The organism is Entomomonas sp. E7T21 (assembly GCF_058693955.1).
Genome location: NZ_CP191672.1, coordinates 691,980 through 710,202, shown reverse-complemented (window position 1 = coordinate 710,202; position 18,223 = coordinate 691,980). Strand labels below are relative to the sequence as shown.

The 18,223-nt window shown below is 37.6% G+C and carries 15 protein-coding genes; 9 read left to right on the top strand and 6 right to left on the bottom strand.

From position 1 onward, the window contains the following. Positions 1-175 precede the first annotated feature (175 nt). Positions 176-727 carry a DedA family protein gene (locus tag ACQVD9_RS03435; protein WP_264747475.1) on the top strand — a complete coding sequence of 184 codons (552 nt, stop codon included), beginning with the start codon at positions 176-178 and terminating at the stop codon, positions 725-727. A 134-nt stretch (positions 728-861) separates the two neighbouring features. On the opposite strand, the gene ACQVD9_RS03430 is transcribed toward ACQVD9_RS03435, so the two are convergent. Next, positions 862-1,572 carry a pirin family protein gene (locus ACQVD9_RS03430; protein WP_264747474.1) on the bottom strand — a complete coding sequence of 237 codons (711 nt, stop codon included), beginning with the start codon at positions 1,570-1,572 and terminating at the stop codon, positions 862-864. A 171-nt stretch (positions 1,573-1,743) separates the two neighbouring features. Here ACQVD9_RS03430 and elbB point away from each other — a divergent pair, with 171 nt between their 5' ends. The 6 genes from elbB to ACQVD9_RS03400 all read left to right on the top strand — a co-directional run bounded on the left by elbB (position 1,744) and on the right by ACQVD9_RS03400 (position 8,835). Beyond that, positions 1,744-2,409, top strand: coding sequence for an isoprenoid biosynthesis glyoxalase ElbB (gene elbB, locus ACQVD9_RS03425; RefSeq protein ID WP_264747473.1), 666 nt, complete (start codon positions 1,744-1,746; stop codon positions 2,407-2,409). 83 nt (positions 2,410-2,492) lie between these two features. Continuing rightward, on the top strand, positions 2,493-3,797 hold the full coding sequence (locus tag ACQVD9_RS03420) for an NCS2 family permease (protein ID WP_264747472.1): 1,305 nt from the start codon (positions 2,493-2,495) through the stop codon (positions 3,795-3,797). Between the two features lie 3 nt (positions 3,798-3,800). After that, a complete protein-coding gene (gene trmA, locus ACQVD9_RS03415; protein WP_264747471.1) occupies positions 3,801-4,889 on the top strand; it encodes a tRNA (uridine(54)-C5)-methyltransferase TrmA in 1,089 nt (362 codons plus the stop codon). 241 nt (positions 4,890-5,130) lie between these two features. Further along, positions 5,131-6,924 carry a DEAD/DEAH box helicase gene (locus tag ACQVD9_RS03410; RefSeq protein ID WP_264747470.1) on the top strand — a complete coding sequence of 598 codons (1,794 nt, stop codon included), beginning with the start codon at positions 5,131-5,133 and terminating at the stop codon, positions 6,922-6,924. A 53-nt stretch (positions 6,925-6,977) separates the two neighbouring features. Beyond that, positions 6,978-7,478 (top strand): YcxB family protein, encoded by a 501-nt coding sequence (locus tag ACQVD9_RS03405; protein ID WP_264747469.1) that lies wholly within the window; start codon positions 6,978-6,980, stop codon positions 7,476-7,478. Between the two features lies 1 nt (position 7,479). Beyond that, complete coding sequence (locus tag ACQVD9_RS03400) at positions 7,480-8,835, top strand: MATE family efflux transporter (protein WP_264747468.1); 1,356 nt, start codon at positions 7,480-7,482, stop codon at positions 8,833-8,835. A gap of 79 nt (positions 8,836-8,914) precedes the next feature. Here ACQVD9_RS03400 and acs read toward each other — a convergent pair whose 3' ends face one another. Next, positions 8,915-10,891: an acetate--CoA ligase gene (gene acs, locus ACQVD9_RS03395; RefSeq protein ID WP_264747467.1), complete on the bottom strand. Its 1,977-nt coding sequence runs from the start codon at positions 10,889-10,891 to the stop codon at positions 8,915-8,917. Positions 10,892-11,228: 337 nt separating this feature from the next. Here acs and argS point away from each other — a divergent pair, with 337 nt between their 5' ends. Both argS and ACQVD9_RS03385 read left to right on the top strand, forming a co-directional pair. Then, entirely contained in the window at positions 11,229-12,968 is a 1,740-nt protein-coding gene (gene argS / locus ACQVD9_RS03390) for an arginine--tRNA ligase (protein ID WP_264747466.1), read from the top strand. Positions 12,969-12,972: 4 nt separating this feature from the next. Continuing rightward, complete coding sequence (locus ACQVD9_RS03385; RefSeq protein WP_264747465.1) at positions 12,973-13,677, top strand: SPOR domain-containing protein; 705 nt, start codon at positions 12,973-12,975, stop codon at positions 13,675-13,677. 88 nt (positions 13,678-13,765) lie between these two features. Here the strand turns inward: ACQVD9_RS03385 and ACQVD9_RS03380 are convergent, their stop codons facing one another. The 4 genes from ACQVD9_RS03380 to ACQVD9_RS03365 form a co-directional block, all read right to left on the bottom strand. After that, the gene (locus ACQVD9_RS03380) at positions 13,766-15,991 is read right to left on the bottom strand and encodes a primosomal protein N' (RefSeq protein WP_264747464.1); all 2,226 of its coding nucleotides are present in this window, start codon (positions 15,989-15,991) and stop codon (positions 13,766-13,768) included. Between the two features lie 247 nt (positions 15,992-16,238). Further along, the gene (locus ACQVD9_RS03375; RefSeq protein WP_264747463.1) at positions 16,239-16,637 is read right to left on the bottom strand and encodes a DUF2750 domain-containing protein; all 399 of its coding nucleotides are present in this window, start codon (positions 16,635-16,637) and stop codon (positions 16,239-16,241) included. Positions 16,638-16,647: 10 nt separating this feature from the next. Next, positions 16,648-17,529, bottom strand: a complete 882-nt coding sequence (locus ACQVD9_RS03370) for a peptidoglycan DD-metalloendopeptidase family protein (protein WP_264747462.1) — start codon at positions 17,527-17,529, stop codon at positions 16,648-16,650. 24 nt (positions 17,530-17,553) lie between these two features. Continuing rightward, positions 17,554-18,222 carry a protein-L-isoaspartate(D-aspartate) O-methyltransferase gene (locus ACQVD9_RS03365; protein ID WP_264747461.1) on the bottom strand — a complete coding sequence of 223 codons (669 nt, stop codon included), beginning with the start codon at positions 18,220-18,222 and terminating at the stop codon, positions 17,554-17,556. Position 18,223: the final 1 nt, after the last annotated feature.

Genomic DNA, 18,223 nt, shown 5'->3' with positions numbered 1-18,223 from the left:
TCTTACTTATTATTCTACTTGAATCTATCGTACTCTGTAGCAAATTAAATATTTTTAAATACTTTACGAACAATAAGTTAGATTTTGTCACGATTTATCTTACAATACGGTAGGACTTTTTTGTTTATACTGGTAAGTTATAACCTATTATTATCATTTACAATAAGATCATCATATGATGGAACAACTGCTTAACGATTATGGCTATCTAGCTTTATTTATAGGAACGTTTTTAGAAGGTGAAACCATTCTTGTATTAGCTGGAATCGCTGCAGCGCACGATTTCCTAGACTTAAAAACCGTTATTATTGTAGCTTTTATAGGCAGTTATTGTGGGGATCAACTTTGGTATTTTTTAGGTAGATACTATGGTATTTCCCTTTTACAAAAAAGACCAAAATGGCAAAAATCTGCAGATAAAGCATTAATCTATTTTAGAAAGAATCCTGACTTATGGGTTCTCACTTTCCGCTTTATGTATGGGCTACGTACTATTATGCCTGTCGCTATTGGTATCTCAGGCTACTCCCCCAAACGCTATGTAATTCTTAATGGCATAGGTGCCATTATATGGTCAATTGTATTAGGCAGTACCGCTTATTATTTTGGTACGATTGTGTTGAGTTATTTAAAAGATTACGAACTTATATTCCTAGGTGCTATTGTTGCTCTTGCCCTTTTCTTATGGATAAGGCGTTTTATAAAGAATAGGAAACCCCCCCAATAACTACATAGCTGTTGCTATACAATTTTAGACGAGGCGAATGACTGAAGACAGTACAATTAGTACGGCAAAGTCATTCAACGACGTATAAAAATGTAGAATAATAGCTATATAACGCTTCCTTGCGTTATGGAGAGTTACATAGGTACTTCAATCAACAGAATTCGACTATCTGCCCTCTCAGGCGTAATCTTAATGGTAGATTCACCTGTAATACCTAATGCATCCTGATCTAAAAGCTTGATATTACCAACAGTTGCTTCACCTTGAATAATAAATGCATAAACACCATTGTTTACATCATGCAGCTTATATTCAATAGGTTTTAACTCATTAAAATGCCCTAGAGAAAACCATGCTTGTTGGTGAATCCATGCCCCTTCATCATCTGGATTTGGAGACACAATTTGCTGGAACTCATTTAAACGCTTCTCATCAAATTTAATTTGTTGATAACGTGGTGTCACACTCTTTTGATTAGGAATAACCCAAATTTGTAAGAGATGCACTAGCTCTTCTTGGCTTGCATTGTATTCACTATGCAAAATACCTGTTCCTGCACTCATTACCTGTATTTCACCTGAGCGAATTACAGAGGTATTCCCCATACTATCTTTATGTTCCAATGCTCCAGATAAAGGAATAGTAATAATCTCCATATTATTATGGGGATGAGTACCGAATCCTTCACTAGGTAACACTCTATCTTCATTAATAACCCTTAAAGCACCAAAATTTATCTTTTCAGGATCATAATAATTAGCAAAACTAAAACTATGATAAGCTTCAAGCCAACCATGTTGAACATGACCACGATCATTAGCTTTATGTAATATAGTATTTAACATATCAACCTCCTAAGTTTCATTAATATCCATAATAATACTTTCTTTACATAAAACAATAATCAAAACTGGAACAATGTATTGTAATTAATTAACTAATTAAATAATCCCTGTTGTTATCTTTTGCTATAATAATCACCAAGCCAACCATACCTTCATTTCAAAGGAGCTACTATGCCTACTAAAAAAATAGCTGTAATCCTTGCAGGCTGCGGGGTTTTTGATGGCAGTGAAATTCATGAATCTACTCTAACATTACTTTATTTAAGTGAACAAGGAGCAGAAATACAATGTTTTGCTCCTAATATTAATCAAGCACACGTTATTAATCATGTTACTCAACAAGAAGCTGCTGAAATGCGTAATGTTCTTGTGGAGTCTGCGCGTATTGCTCGTGGTCATATAAAAGATATTACTGAACTTAATGTAGATGATTTTGGCGCCCTCATTATTCCAGGTGGTTTTGGTGCTGCTAAAAATCTTTCAGACTTCGCTTTTAAAGGTGCTGACTGCACGGTTAATCCTGACGTATTGACTGCTGCTCAAGCCTTTGCCAAAGCTGAAAAACCAATTGGTTTAATATGTATCGCTCCACATTTAGCCCCTAAAATATACGGTAGAGGCATTATCTGCACTATTGGTAAAGACACCAATACTGCTGCTGAAATAGAAAAAATGGGGGCTATTCATCAAGATTGTACAGTAGATAATATTGTAGAAGATAAAGCTCATAAACTGATTACAACACCAGCCTATATGCTAGGTAAATCTATTGGTGATATTGCACCAGGTATTAGAAAGTTGGTAGTACGTGTTTTACAACTTACCGATTTTCAGTAATTAAATTAATTTCTTAAGCCTCCTTACCTAGGAGGCTTTTTGCTTTGTACTGTTTCTATCCACTCATTAGCTGAGACACTATCATGCTAGAAAAGCTATTCAAATTAAAAGCCAACAATACCACTATTAGAACTGAGATAATTGCTGGTTTTACTACCTTTCTAGCCATGGCTTATATTCTGTTTATTAATCCCAATATATTAAGTGATGCCAATGGTGCTGGAATGGATCACTCAGCTGTATTTGTAGCCACTTGTTTAGCTGCGGTTATTGGCTCTCTCACTATGGGTTTGATTGCTAACTACCCACTAGCTTTAGCACCAGGCATGGGACTTAATGTTTTCTTCTCCTACACTGTAGTTCATACTATGGGATACAGTTGGCAAGTTGCTTTAGGAGCTGTATTTATTTCAGCTACGCTATTTTTTATGCTATCGCTTTTTAGAATTCGTGAATGGATTATTAATAGTATCCCTCTAGCATTACGTTCAGCTATCGCTGCTGGTATTGGCCTATTTCTCGCTATCATCGGTTTACAAAAAGCGGGGATTATTATGGGAAACCCTGCAACCCTAGTGACTATCGGCGATCTTACAAAGCCTGAACCGTTACTGGCTATTTTAGGTTTTTTTATTCTTATTGCCTTAGAGGCTCGTAAAGTACCCGGTTCAGTAATTATTAGCATATTAACGATTACTATTATCAGTATTGTGCTGGATATTACTCCTTTTAAAGGCATTGTCTCTACTCCGCCCTCTATTGCACCTACTTTTTTACAGCTTGATATTGCAGGTGCTTTTCAAGTGGGTATGATTGCCGTTATCTTTTCGTTCTTATTTGTCGATCTATTTGATAACTCAGGCACATTAATTGGTGTGGCCAAGAAAGCAGGGCTTATGCGTGCCGATGGTTACTTACCAAGAATGGGGCGAGTACTAATTGCTGACAGTACTGCCGCTATGTCTGGTTCATTACTAGGTACATCTACCACTACAAGTTTTGTAGAATCTACAGCGGGGGTTGCCGCAGGTGGTCGTACTGGTCTTACTGCTTGTGTGGTAGCACTGCTATTTTTATTAGCCTTATTTGTTTCACCGCTTGCAGAAAGTGTCCCTTTATTTGCTACTGCCCCTGCACTACTTTTCGTAGCTATTCTTATGGCCTCTGGATTAGCAGAAATTGATTGGCATGATCTCACTACTTCAGCACCTGTGTTAATTACTGCCATCGCCATGCCTTTTACTTATTCAATTGCTAATGGTATTGCTTTTGGCTTTATTAGTTGGACGGCTATTAAGTTATTAACTGGGCGCACCAAAGAAGTTAACTCAGCATTAATCATACTTTCTATTCTATTTATTTTAAAATTTGCTTTTTTACACGAATAATTTATGCATACACTATTACCCAATCCAGCTCAGTACAATGCTCAATTAACAGAGAAGCAGCAATATCTTACAGACTTACTAGCTCCTTTTAATGCACCTACTTTAGAAGTATTTGACTCTCCTGCTGAATACTATCGCATGCGTGCAGAATTTAGACTATGGCGTGAAGGTGAACAACTTGATTATGCAATGTTTAAACAAGGCGATAAACACACACCCATTTTATTAGATAGTTTTGCTATTGCTAGTCAACAAATCAATGAGTTAATGCCACAATTAAAAGCAGCATGGCAAGCCAGTAAAACATTATCTAATCGACTTTTCCAAATTGAATTTTTAACTACTCTTAAAGGCGATGCTGTTGTCACCCTTTGCTATCACCGCCCTTTAGACGAGCAATGGCAAACAGAAGCTGAACACCTTGCCAAACAACTTAATATCAATATTATTGGCCGCTCTCGTAAACAGCGTTTAGTGATTGGCAGAGATTATGCTTTAGAAGAATTTACAGTAGCAGGTAAAATCTTTACTTATCTACAACCTGAAGGTGCATTTACTCAACCTAATGGTATTGTTTGTAATAAAATGCTTAATTGGGCTTATGATGTATTAGGTACACGTAATGATGACCTATTAGAGCTTTACTGTGGCAATGGTAACTTTACTCTCCCCTTGTCAACTAGAGTTCGCAAAGTATTAGCCACAGAAATCAGCAAAACCTCTGTTAAAGCAGCTTTACAGAATATTGCTGATAACCATATAGATAATATTAGTTTAGTAAGGCTATCCGCTGAAGAGCTGACCCAAGCACTTAATCAAGTACGTCCTTTTAATCGACTGGCAAATGTTGATTTAACCAGTTATCAATTCGCCACTGTTTTTGTTGATCCACCTCGAGCAGGCATGGATAAAGATACTTGCGAGCTGGTTCGCCAATTCCAAAGAATTATCTACATCTCCTGCAACCCAGAGACTTTACTAGAAAATATCAAGCAACTAGCAGACACTCATCAAATTAGTCGCTGTGCATTATTTGATCAATTTCCCTACACTCATCATATGGAAACAGGCATTTTATTAGAAAGAAAATAACACTTTGTTGCTATTTGTTCAGAAATATCTCTGCATTTTTCCAAAAAATACAGTATGATATGCCCCCGCTATAAAAATAATAGCGTATTTAACTGATATTATGGAAATATAACTCCATAATCTTACGAATTTTATCTAGTTTTTCGCAGATCCCAACCATTACACTGCTCGGGTTAGTAATAAACAAGGCATAAGCAGCTTAAGTTTTTGGGTACTTGCGATTGCACATTGAGGCATTTCCATGACCCAGAAAAAAAACAGCTCATTTGCTGAGCTTGGCATTCATCCTAGTGTTTTAGCTGCCATTGCAGCTGTTGGTTACGAAGAACCATCTCCTATTCAAGCAAAAGCCATTCCAGAAATTTTAGCTGGCCAAGATATTATTGGCCAAGCACAAACAGGAACAGGTAAAACAGCCGCTTTTGCATTACCTATTTTAAGTAAAATTGATCCTACTAATCGCCATACCCAAGTATTGGTATTAGCACCTACTCGCGAATTAGCATTACAAGTAGCAGATGCATTTGAAAGCTATGCCAAACAAATGCCTACTGTTAAAGTAGCAGCTATTTATGGTGGGGCACCTATGGGGGCACAACTTAAAGCAATCCGTAATGGTGTACAAGTGTTAGTAGCTACCCCTGGTAGATTATGTGATCACTTACGCCGTGATGCTAATTTCTTATCAGGCGTGCAATTTCTTGTTTTAGATGAAGCAGATGAGATGTTAAAGCTTGGTTTTATGGATGATTTAGAAAGCATCTTTAAAACACTGCCTAAAAAACGTCAAACCGCTTTATTTTCAGCTACTTTACCTGCATCTATCAAGGCTATTGCTGAAAAACAATTAAACGATCCAAAACATATTAAAATAGCCAACAAGACACAAACTGTTGAAAGTATTGAACAAACCTATTTAATGGTGCATCCAGATCAAAAGAACGCAGCTGTATTACGTTTATTAGAAGTAGAAGACTTTGATGCATTAATTGCGTTTGTTCGCACCAAACAAGCTACCTTAGATTTAGCAATGGAATTAGAGATCAAAGGTTACCGTGTTGCAGCATTAAATGGTGATATTGCACAAAATCAACGTGAAAAAGTAATTGAATCATTAAAAGATGGTCGTTTAGATATTGTGGTAGCTACTGACGTAGCAGCTCGTGGTTTAGATGTACCACGTATTACTCACGTATTTAACGTAGATATGCCTTATGATCCTGAATCATATGTACATCGTATTGGCCGTACTGGTCGTGCCGGTCGTACAGGTAAAGCTTTATTATTAGTGACACCACGTGAACGCCGTATGTTACAGACCATTGAGCGTGTAACTAAACAAGAAGTAAGCGAAGCCACTTTACCTAATGCACAAAGCATTTTAGTAGCTAGAATTAAACGTTTAACTAAAAATCTACAACCTTTTGCCAAACCAGAAGATAACCAACAACACTACATTGATCTAGTTAATCAATTAACCACTGATCTTACTTGCTCAGTAGAAGAATTAGCAGTTGCCTTATTACGTCGTGCTACTAATCGTCGTCCATTAACCGTGGAAGAAATTGAAAGAACCGAACCTAAACTAACTCCAATCAGTAATGTGAAGCGTGAGCCTAGAGAGCGCAAAGAACGTGGTGATAGAAAGGAAAGAGGTGATCGTAAGGAACGTGGCGAACGCGGCGACAGAAAAGAAAGGGGCGAACGTAAAGAGCGCGGTGAGCGTAGCGAACGCGGACCAAGAATAGAGCGTGAAGGCCGTTCTAGCAGCCGCTCTAACGATAGAGTATCAGAAGGAAAAGTACGTTGTCGTACACCTGTTGGTAGTTTAGATGGTGTTGCTGCCAAGAACTTATTAGGTGCTATTCTTAATGAAGCCAGCATTAATAAAGATCAAATTGGTAAAATTACTATCCGTGACAGCTTCAGTATAGTAGAACTTCCTGAAAAAGGATTAGATAAAATCCTAACTAAGCTCAAAGATACTCGAGTGGCAGGTAAACCATTAAAACTTCGTCGCTATCGCGAAGATTAAATTAAACTAAAAGCCGACATTATGTCGGCTTTGTTTAATATCAGGGAAATATAATGGAAGAAATTCGTTATCAAATAAATATGTCATATACATTAACCATGCTTAAAAAATCTGTTTTCCGCTATTGGATAAGAGCTCTAGGCTGGCGTTATTTTATAGCAATGTTATTTATTGGCTTCTGTTTTATTAGTGCAATAGTTAAAGGCGATACCTCATGGATGATGGGTGCTTTTTCGGTAATATTTACTGCGGGCATACTATTTGGTATCAGTGTTTACCTTAATAATCGCTACCATGTTTTAGGTACATTTAATGCGTTACAGAATCCTACTGTTACCTTTAAAGTTTATGATGAAAAATTTGCTCTCGCCTCAGAGCTAGGTGAAGGGGAATGGCCTTGGTCAGCAATCAAAGAAATTTGGCGATACTCAGATACATGGTTGGTTTTCCTAGCACGTGCTAGTTATGCAACATTCCCTTTAGAAGCTATTCCTACTGAAGCACAAAGCTTTATATTAGAAAAAGTGCAGGAAGCAGGCGGCCAAATTAAATAACGTGCAATTACTTAATCAGTTTCTAAATAGCTGGAAAGATATTACTACCCATAAAAAAGTCTGGGCACTTACCCTGCCAATGATTTTATCAAATCTTTCTGTACCATTAGTATCTCTCGTAGATACTATGGTAATGGGTAGATTACCAGAAGCACATAATTTAGCAGCAGTCACCGTAGGAAGCACTAGTTATCTTTTTATAGCGGGCTGTTTAAGCTTTTTCCGTATGGGCACTATTGGCTTTACAGCACAGGCTGTAGGTCGTCAGCAAGGATCTGCATTAAGACAAATCCTTATGCAAAGTTTATTGCTAGCACTTAGTTTATCCATACTCCTTATTTTTTTAGCCATTCCCTTTTATCAGCTCACTTTATATTGGATTCAACCGAATCAAGAATTTCATGAAGCTGCTCAACAGTTTTTTAATTGGCGTATTCTAGGACTACCCGCGGCTTTACTTAACTACACTTTAGTAGGCTGGTATTTAGGTTCACAAAATGCACGTATTCCACTAATAATATTAATTACCACCAATATTATTAATATGGTGTTATCTGTTTGGTTTGTACTCTATCTTGATAAAGGAGTTATAGGTGCAGGACAAGCTGCTGTAATTGCTGAATGGTCTGGCTGTTTAATAGGCTTTTGTTTTATTTATGTTCCCCTCAAAAAATATGTAGGGCAATGGTTCTTATCTACATTAAAACATTGGAGTACTTGGAAAGCGCTGCTTACTGTTAATAGAGATATTTTTATCCGCAGCCTAACCTTGCAAGGAGTATTCTTTTTACTAATGATTCAAGGTGCACGTTTAGGTGAAGAAACTGTAAGTGCCAATATCATTATTATTAATGGCCTGACCATTACCGCTTATATCCTCGATGGTTTTGCCCATGCCATTGAAGCATTATGTGGCAAAGCCATTGGCGAAAAAGACAAACTTGCTCTTAAAACCACCCTAATTGTGGCCTGTGGGTGGGCATTACTAGCTAGTTTATTATTCGCTATTAACTTTCTACAATTTGGGCATTATTTCATTAACTTACAAACCACCATTGTAAGTATTCGAGAACAAGCTTATCCGCTTATTCCTTATTTAGCTATCTTACCTTTAATCGCTGTTTGGAGTTACTTATTGGATGGTTTATTTATTAGTGCAACACGTGCTAAAGAAATGCGTAATAGTATGCTACTTGCCTTTATTATTAGTTTACCGTTAGGCTTTATTTTGCAGCCATTGGCTAACAATGGCTTATGGATAACCTTTCTAACCTTTATGGCATTACGCAGTATTATATTGGGCTATATTAGTTGGAAAATTACTAAACAGAATCAATGGATTAATCAAGAAGCATAAAAAAAAGGGTTAGCCTAAGGGAAGTACTAACCCTGTGAGTGAAACGTAATTATTCAATAAAGCAAATAAAACCGTTAACCTACGCTGAAACAGCTTGTTTAGGTTCATCACCATATAAGCGTTTGTGTTCTGCCACTATTTGATCCACTGAACCTGGATCAGCTAATGTGCTAGTATCACCTAATTGCTCATACTCAAAGCTTGCGATTTTACGCAAAATACGACGCATAATCTTACCTGAGCGAGTTTTAGGTAACATAGGCGCCCATTGAATATAATCAGGGGTAGCAATAGGTCCAATTTCATGACGAACCCATTCCCTTAACTCATTCATTAGCTCATCAGAAGGTTCTTCACCTTCAGCCAGCGTTACATAAACATAAATGCCTTGCCCCTTAATAGGATGTGGCACACCTACTACTGCTGCTTCTGCCACTTTCCTATGAGCAATCATCGCGCTTTCAACTTCAGCCGTACCAATACGATGCCCTGAAACATTAAGAACGTCATCAACACGGCCTGTAATCCACCAGTAGCCATCTTCATCACGACGCGCACCATCACCTGTAAAATACATACCTTTAAAGGTTTTAAAGTAAGTATCTACAAAACGATCATGATCACCATAAATACTACGGGCTTGTCCTGGCCAAGAATCGATAATGACTAGGTTACCTTCCGCAGGCCCATCAATTAAATTACCTAAGTTATCGACAATAGCAGGTTGTACACCGAAGAATGGTTTAGTTGCAGAGCCAGGTTTAGTTTCTGTTGCACCAGGTAATGGAGTAATTAAAATACCCCCAGTTTCTGTTTGCCACCAGGTATCGACAACCGCACATTTTTGTTTACCCATTTCATCATGGTACCATTGCCATGCTTCTGGATTGATCGGTTCACCTACTGAACCTAATACTCTTAAACTACTACCATCAAAGCCTTCAACCGCTTTCTTACCATGCGCCATCATGGCACGAATAGCGGTAGGTGCTGTATATAGGATATTCACTCGATGCTTATCAACCACCTGTGCCATACGCTTAATATCAGGGTAAGTAGGCACACCTTCAAATAATAAGGTAGTTGCGCCATTAGCTAAAGGACCATAAACGATATAACTATGGCCTGTAATCCAGCCAACATCAGCTGTACACCAATAAATATCACCTGGTTTATAGTCAAAAATACGCTCATGGGTTAAGGATGCATACACCATATAACCGCCTGTGGTATGCAACACACCTTTAGGTTTACCCGTAGAACCCGATGTATATAAAATAAATAACGCTTCTTCAGCACCCATTTCTTTCACAGCACAACGATCTGAAGCCACCTTCATTAGATCGTCATACCAAATATCACGATGAGGATACCAACGAATTTGACCATTAGTACGTTTGCAAACAATCACTTTTTGTACGCTATAAGTGTTAGGATTGGTTAATGCCTCATCAACATTTTCTTTTAAATTAATGACTCTACCTGCACGTAGACCTTGATCGGCAGTAATCACTACTTTTGATTTACAGTCAGCTATACGGCCAGCTAAAGATTCTGGAGAAAATCCTGCAAAAACGACTGAGTGAATAGCACCAATTCTGGCACAAGCTAGCATTGCAACCACGGCCTCAGGAATCATGGGCATATAGATGGTAACTACATCACCACGATGAATATCTTGACCACGTAAGGCATTAGCAAATTTACATACCTCTGCATGCAGTTGTTTGTAGGTAATGGTACGAGACTCTGCAGGATTATCACCTTCCCAAATAATAGCTGCTTGATCTCCACGTTCTTCTAAATGACGATCTAAACAGTTATAAGAGGCATTTAATGTACCATCTGTAAACCATTTAATATCTACCCGATGATCATCAAAACTGGTTTGTTTAACCTGCGTAAAAGGCTGTATCCATTCTATTCGATTAGCTTGATCTCGCCAAAATCCCTCTGGATTAATAATCGATTGTTGATACATACTTTTGTATGTTGCTTCATCAGTTAACGTCTTCTCTAAAATATTACTTTTTACTGGATATATTTTTATTGTCATGTTTAACACCTCTAGTTTATTAATTATTTTTGTTTTTTACATTGTGCCTTTAAAAGCAACCCAATGAGCATTCGACAATAGTCGAATGTGAATTAATCTTTAGTTTAAGTTTCTTATTTTAATAAACTTCTTTTGTTAAAGGAAAATAACAGCAATTTCTATTTAATTCAATACTACTTTTTACAATATTTCAAAAATATTAGTTTTTAATAGGCGATTGTTAATGATTTTTAAGAATATTTAGCTTACTGTACCTCCCCTCCCCCAACTTGGTATACAATAGTAAGAATTTACCTTTATTTAATAAAATTACTTTATTTTTGCATATAGAAGCCGAATGAAAGAACTCATCACTAAATTAATCGAACAAGCATTAGCTGCTTTGATCAATGAAAATATTTTACCTGCTGATTTAGCAGTAACCATTCAAATTGATAATACTAAAGATAAAACTCATGGTGATTTTGCTTCCAATATCGCCATGATGCTAGCTAAACCAGCTAAAATGAAACCACGTGATTTAGCTGAAAAAATCTTAGTTGCTCTACCAACTAATGAGCAAATTAGCAAAGTAGAAATAGCAGGGCCTGGTTTTTTAAACTTTTTTCAAAATACCCAAGCATTGGCTAACCGCTTAGATGAAGCACTAAATGACTCTAAACTAATGGTCAGCAAAACGACTAAAAATCAACGTGTTGTAATTGATCTTTCATCACCTAATTTAGCGAAAGAAATGCATGTAGGCCATTTACGCTCTACCATTATTGGTGATGCGGTAGCGCGTGTTGCTGAGTTTTTAGGAGATACTGTTATTCGTCAAAACCATGTAGGCGACTGGGGCACACAATTCGGTATGTTACTAGCCTATATGGAAGAAAATCCTGCTGATGCTGAAAGCGAGCTATCTGACCTAGAAAACTTTTACCGTGCCGCCAAAAAACATTTTGATGCATCTCCTGAATTTGCAACTAAATCCCGTGAGATGGTAGTAAAACTACAGGCAGGTGACAAAAAATGTTTAGAGCTATGGACAAAATTTAATGATATTTCGCTAGGCCATTGCCAACAAGTTTACGATCGTCTTGATGTAAAATTAACCCGTGCAGATGTTCGCGGCGAGAGTGCTTATAATGATGATCTTCCCAAGATTATTGAAGCACTAAAAGCTAACAACATGTTGAGTGAGAGCGATGGCGCACAATGCATTTTCTTAGATGGCTTTAAAAATAAAGAAGGTGAGCCATTAGGGATGATTGTACAAAAAGCAGATGGTGGCTACCTATATTCTACCACTGATTTAGCCGCTATTCGTTATCGTAATGATGTGCTAAAAGCTGATCGTTGTTTATATTTTGTAGATCAACGCCAATCACTGCATTTTGATATGTTATATGTAGCAGCCCGCCAAGCTGGTTTTGCCAACCCTGAATTAGATCTTGAGCATATGGGTTTTGGCACGATGAATGGTGAAGATGGCAAACCTTTTAAAACGCGAGATGGCGGTGTTGTTAAGCTAATTGATTTACTAAATGATGCAGAACAAAAAGCCTATGATTTAGCTAAGCAATTAAACCCAGATATTAGTGAGCAAGAATGCAAGCAAATAGCCCACTCTATAGGTATTGGCGCGGTTAAATATGCTGATCTTTCTAAACATCGTACCAGTGACTATACATTTAGCTTTGATAATATGTTAAGTTTAGTAGGCAATACTGCTCCCTATTTGCTTTATGCGTATACTAGAACTGCTGGGGTATTACGTACTGCCAACAAAACAATTGAGCAACTAACTGGTAAAATAGTATTAGAAGCCGAACAAGAAAAAGACTTAGCTGCTCATTTAATGCTATTCTCAGAAACCTTAAATAGTGTAGCTAGTAAAGGTTTACCCCATTTACTCTGTAGCTATCTTTATGATTTAGCTAAGCTATTCTCAACATTTTATGAAGAGTGCCCTGTACTTAAAGCAGATAATGAACAACAGCAACAAAGCCGTTTACGCCTTACTGCATTAACTGGACGTACTCTAAAGCAAGGCTTAGAACTATTAGGACTAGTTCCTTTGGAGCGTATGTAAGAAAATGGCAAAGGCAAAAACTAAACCACGTGGTGCTAATAAATATACACCACCTAAAAAATCTGGTGCACCTGGCTGGATATGGTTAGTTGCAGGTATTGTTATTGGTGGTTTTATTATGTTTTTAATGAAACTAGAGCCAAAACAAGATATTAGAAATGGCCAAAAACCTAACACCCCTACCACACGCCCTAAAGATAATAATACTAATAATAAGCCCGAATTTAAGTTTGAATTTGATAAAATGCTATCAGGTAAAGAACCTAATCAACCTATCATTACTGAAGAGCAACGTAAAAAACTTGACGGTGACCGTGCAGCAGCTTTATTAGAGGGAAGAACACCACCTGTTATTCCACCTACGCCTGTTAAACCGCCTGTACAACCTGCCCAACAGGTTAACCAACCTATACAAACTACTCAACCATCACAAGTTGCTGTTGTTACAACGCCTACGCCACCATCCAGCATGAATTTCTTTTTGCAAGCTGGCTCATATCCTACTCAAACAGGTGCTGAGAGTATCAGGGCGCAGATCTTAATGCTTGGCCAAGATGTTAAAGTAGAAACAGCAAACAGCAATAACAAAACGTGGTATAGAGTATTGGTAGGCCCTTTTAAAACAAAAGATGATGCCACTAAAGCACAAAAACAACTTTCATCTCACGGCTTTAACCAAACACTGGTTGTTCCTCGTAAAGTTCAATAACTTTTGAATCAACCGCCAAGGCTTATATTATCAATATAAGCCTTGGCAGTTTTCTAAACAAATCAAATAAAATAATCGATTTAAGTGATTAATTTAAATCAATAGGATCAATATCCAATGACCAACGAATCTGACTAGTCTTGGGCAGTTCTTCTAAAGCCTGCACCCAACTTGTTAAAAATTGGTGTAATACAGGACGTATACTACTTTGCACTAGAACTTGCCCTCGGTAACGACCTGCTCTCTTTTCCATAGGTGCTGGCACTGGAGAAAATACTTCTATTATTTTATTTTCAACCTGTACTGCTAACATTTCCGCTTGTGCATGTGCACGTACTAAAAAATCATCTAACTGTTCTTGTTTATAAGCTTCTGCTCTTAATAGTGCAAAATAACTAAATGGCGGTAAACTGGCCTCTTTTCTTTCTTCTAAATTATGCTTAGCAAAAGCTAAATAACCCTTGTCCATTAACTGTAAAATGAGTGGATGCTCAGGCAAATGAGTTTGAATCAACACTCGCCCCTCTTGTTCTGCTCGTCCAGCTCGACCTGCCACTTGAATAATGAGCTGAGCTGTTTTTTCACAAGCCCTAAAATCAGCAGAAAATAATCCATTATCTGCATCAAGGATGGCGACTAATGTAACATTAGGAAAGTGATGCCCCTTTGCCAACATTTGAGTACCCACAAGAATACCTGCCTCACCTGTTTTTACTGCAGTGACTATTTCCTGCATAGCTAATTTACGACTGGTAGTATCACGATCTATACGCCAGATTGGCCAATCTGGAAATAAAACTTTTAAACGCTCTTCTGTACGCTCTGTCCCCACTCCTACAGGTCTTAAATCCACATGGTGACAATGTGGGCACATAGCAGGCGGTAACTGGCGAAACTCACAGTGATGACAACGTAATTCATGATCTCTTAAATGTAATGTCATTCTGGCATCACAATGAGGGCAATGACAAATCCAACCACAATGATGACAAATTAAGGTAGGGGCAAAACCTCGTCTATTAATAAAAATTAAGACTTGTTGTCCCACTTTTAAAGTGGACTCAATTAAGCTTTGCAGTTGTGCAGAAATACCACTATCCATTGGCTGGGTACGAACATCTAAACATTGGATTTTAGGTGGTTTAGCATTGCCTGCACGATAGGTAAGATTGAGCTGTCTATATCTATCTAACGTCACATTATGTAAGCTTTCTAAAGAAGGTGTAGCAGAGCCTAAGACAACAGGTACGCTCTCCATTCTGCCACGAACTATAGCTAAATCACGCGCATGGTAACGCAAACCATCTTGTTGCTTATAAGAACTATCATGTTCTTCATCTACAATAATTAAACCTAATTTTGCCATGGGTGTAAAAATAGCAGAACGAGTACCAATCACTATATCTACCCGCCCTTCTTTAGCGGCTTGCCATGCTTCCAAACGTTCTTTATCGGTCAAGTTTGAATGAATTAAAACAATTTTGGCATTAAACCGTTTCTGAAAACGATGCAATGTTTGTGGGCTTAAATTAATTTCAGGAATTAGTACAAGCGATTGTTTTTTCATCTTTAATACTTGATGAATTAAATGAAAGTAAACCTCTGTCTTACCACTGCCTGTTACACCATAGAGTAGAAATGGTTGATAACTATCAAGCGACCTACTAATAATATTAATTACTTTTTCTTGTTCTTCATTGGCTAATAGTTCAGGCTCTATTAACCAGCTACCCTCATGGATAATAGGCTTAATTTCTCTTATTTCACAGACAACTAATCCTTTTTCTTGTAGTCTTTTTAAAGTATCTAATTGAATCTGTAATTTTCCTATCAGATTTTGTGCAACACCATGTGGATGTTGCATCAATACCTGTAATGCTCGTTTTTGGCGAGTTGCTCTAGCAAGTCTAGGATCCTCTAAATCACTTCCCTCTTCTACTTTCCAAAAATATTCTTGATTATCATCAGGGTATTTACCTTGCTTCAATAAATTAGGCAACGCCCAAGATAATGTATCCCCCAAGCTATGTTGATAATATTGTGCTGTCCACTGACATAGTTTTAGTAATAAGGGTGGAATTATTGGAATTTCATCTACTAGCTCAATAGCTTTCTTTAACTTTTCGACTGGAACAGTGGTTTCTTCAACCACCTCAATTAACACACCAATTAAAGTACGGTTAGCAAATGGTACTTTTACCCTAATACCCACTTGTAAAGAACTTGCATCCACACCTTTTGGTGGCAAATAATCAAATAATCGCCGTAACGGAGAAGGCAAAGCTAAGCGCAAATAGCAGGGGTTATTAAGCACAGATTATCCTTATTATCATTACATTGATTCATCATATAAGGATTTATTGAAAAACAAAATATTTTATCAAAAATATTGTTAATTCTAATTAAAATACTTATTAACTAACGCTATAAGTTTAGTTATTTTTCTTTCTTTTGATTCAATGCTCAAATTGCTTTATTAACAGCAATTATAATAGTTGCTTCCATCAACAACTGTCAGCAGTTTATAGCCTACTCATCAAACTCGATATTTATACATTTTATTATCTAGTATCTTTCTGTTCACTAAGTGTGACAAAGTCATTTAATAGCTCTTGTGCAGGCAATACACCACATTGCTCATTATCTGGCACCATAAAGACAGCAACTTGAACATCATCTTCTACCAAACTAGGTAAAACCTCTGTTAATAATTCATCAAAAGAAATTTTCTTAACTTCGGTATTTTGCCAATTATCCACTTGGCATTTCTTAGCAAAAGGCTCTGCTGGCCATAAAGGAAAAACAATCTCTTCCCCTATTTCAGCAATAACCCAACCTTCTTCATCACCTAACCCCCAAGCTTCCTGCCACTCAAATACTTTCTCAACAAAATAGTTATAACGTTGGCTATTGGATTGACGACTAAATGCTTGAACCTCTAAATCGTGTACTTTCTTCATCAACTATTTTTCACTTTTTAGGCAAATATTTAAGTGGATCTACAGGTTTACCATTTAACCTAATCTCAAAATGCAATTTGACTCGATCAGCACCTGTTGATCCCATTTCAGCAATTTTTTGACCTGCACTTACTTTCTGGCCTTCTTTAACTAATAAACTACGATTATGCCCATAGGCACTCACAAAACTATCATTGTGTTTAATAATTAATAAATTACCATAACCATGTAGGTTATTACCTGCATAAACCACTGTACCTGCCGATGCTGCCATCACAGCAGAACCTTCACTAGCTGCGATATCGATCCCTTTATTTAGAGTACCTGTCGGAGAGTAAGTACTAATGACTGCTCCCATTGCTGGCCATGTCCACCCCCCGACTACAGCTGTAGTCGGTGTAGGCGCTGAAGTAGTAGGCTTAGTCTGTGTTTGAGTTGGCGCCTGCGTAGCTGTTGGTTTAGTGGTAGTTGATGTCGTTGGTTTCTGGGTTGTAGTCACTTTAATACTACCAGAATCATGCGCTTTTGTAGTGGTAGTCGTTGTTGAGCTAGCTCTACCTGATAATGAAATTACCTGTCCTGGATAAATAGTATAAGGGGCACCAATATTGTTTTCATTAGCTAACTCTCGCCAATCGCGGCCATAGTTAAACGCTAATGAATACAAAGTCTCCCCACCTTGTACAACATGCTGGCCTTTTGTTACAGGCGTATAACTACCTGCCTGCACTACTTTTCCCGAATAAGGAACAGTTGTTACCTTAACCTGTTTATTATAGTTTGTTGTTTTATCAACTACTTGAACTCTAGCATTATCATTTGAGCAAGCAGTCAGCAATATCAATATAGATAACGAAGAAATGGGTAATAACTCTCTATTCAATAACCCCACTTTAAGCTCCTAATGATAATTAAATTAACGTATGGTTCCATTGAGTAAAGGTACAAATCGTACATTACCCAATATTTGTTGTTTAAAGCCCTGCTCTTGCCTTATTACTAGCTGTAGTTGTTGGCTATTATTATCACCAACAGGCATTACTAAACGACCACCCACTGCTAATTGGTCTAATAACGCTTGTGGGATTTCAGGAGCAGCCGCAGTGACTATAATACCATTGTAAGGTGCTAAAGCATTCCAACCTTCCCAACCATCACCCCATCGAAATACTATATTACGTAATTTTAAACCTTGTAATCGTTCTTTAGCCTTATCCTGTAAAGGTTGAATTCTTTCTACAGAAAATACTCTGTTCACTAATTGAGCAAGAATGGCGGTTTGATAGCCTGAACCTGTCCCTATTTCGAGCACTTTATCCAATGGCCCAGCGGCTAATAATATTTCTGTCATGTGTGCCACAATAAGTGGCTGGGAAATAGTTTGATTATGCCCAATAGGCAATGCGGTGTCTTCATATGCACGGTGTGAAAGTGCCTCGTCAATAAACCAGTGACGAGGCGTATTACGAATGACTTCTAGCACTCGCTCATTAGTCACGCCTTCTTCTTGCAGACGTTGCACTAAACGCTCTCTTGTCCGTTGCGAAGTCATTCCAATGCCACTTCGCATCAAACCATTAGTCATA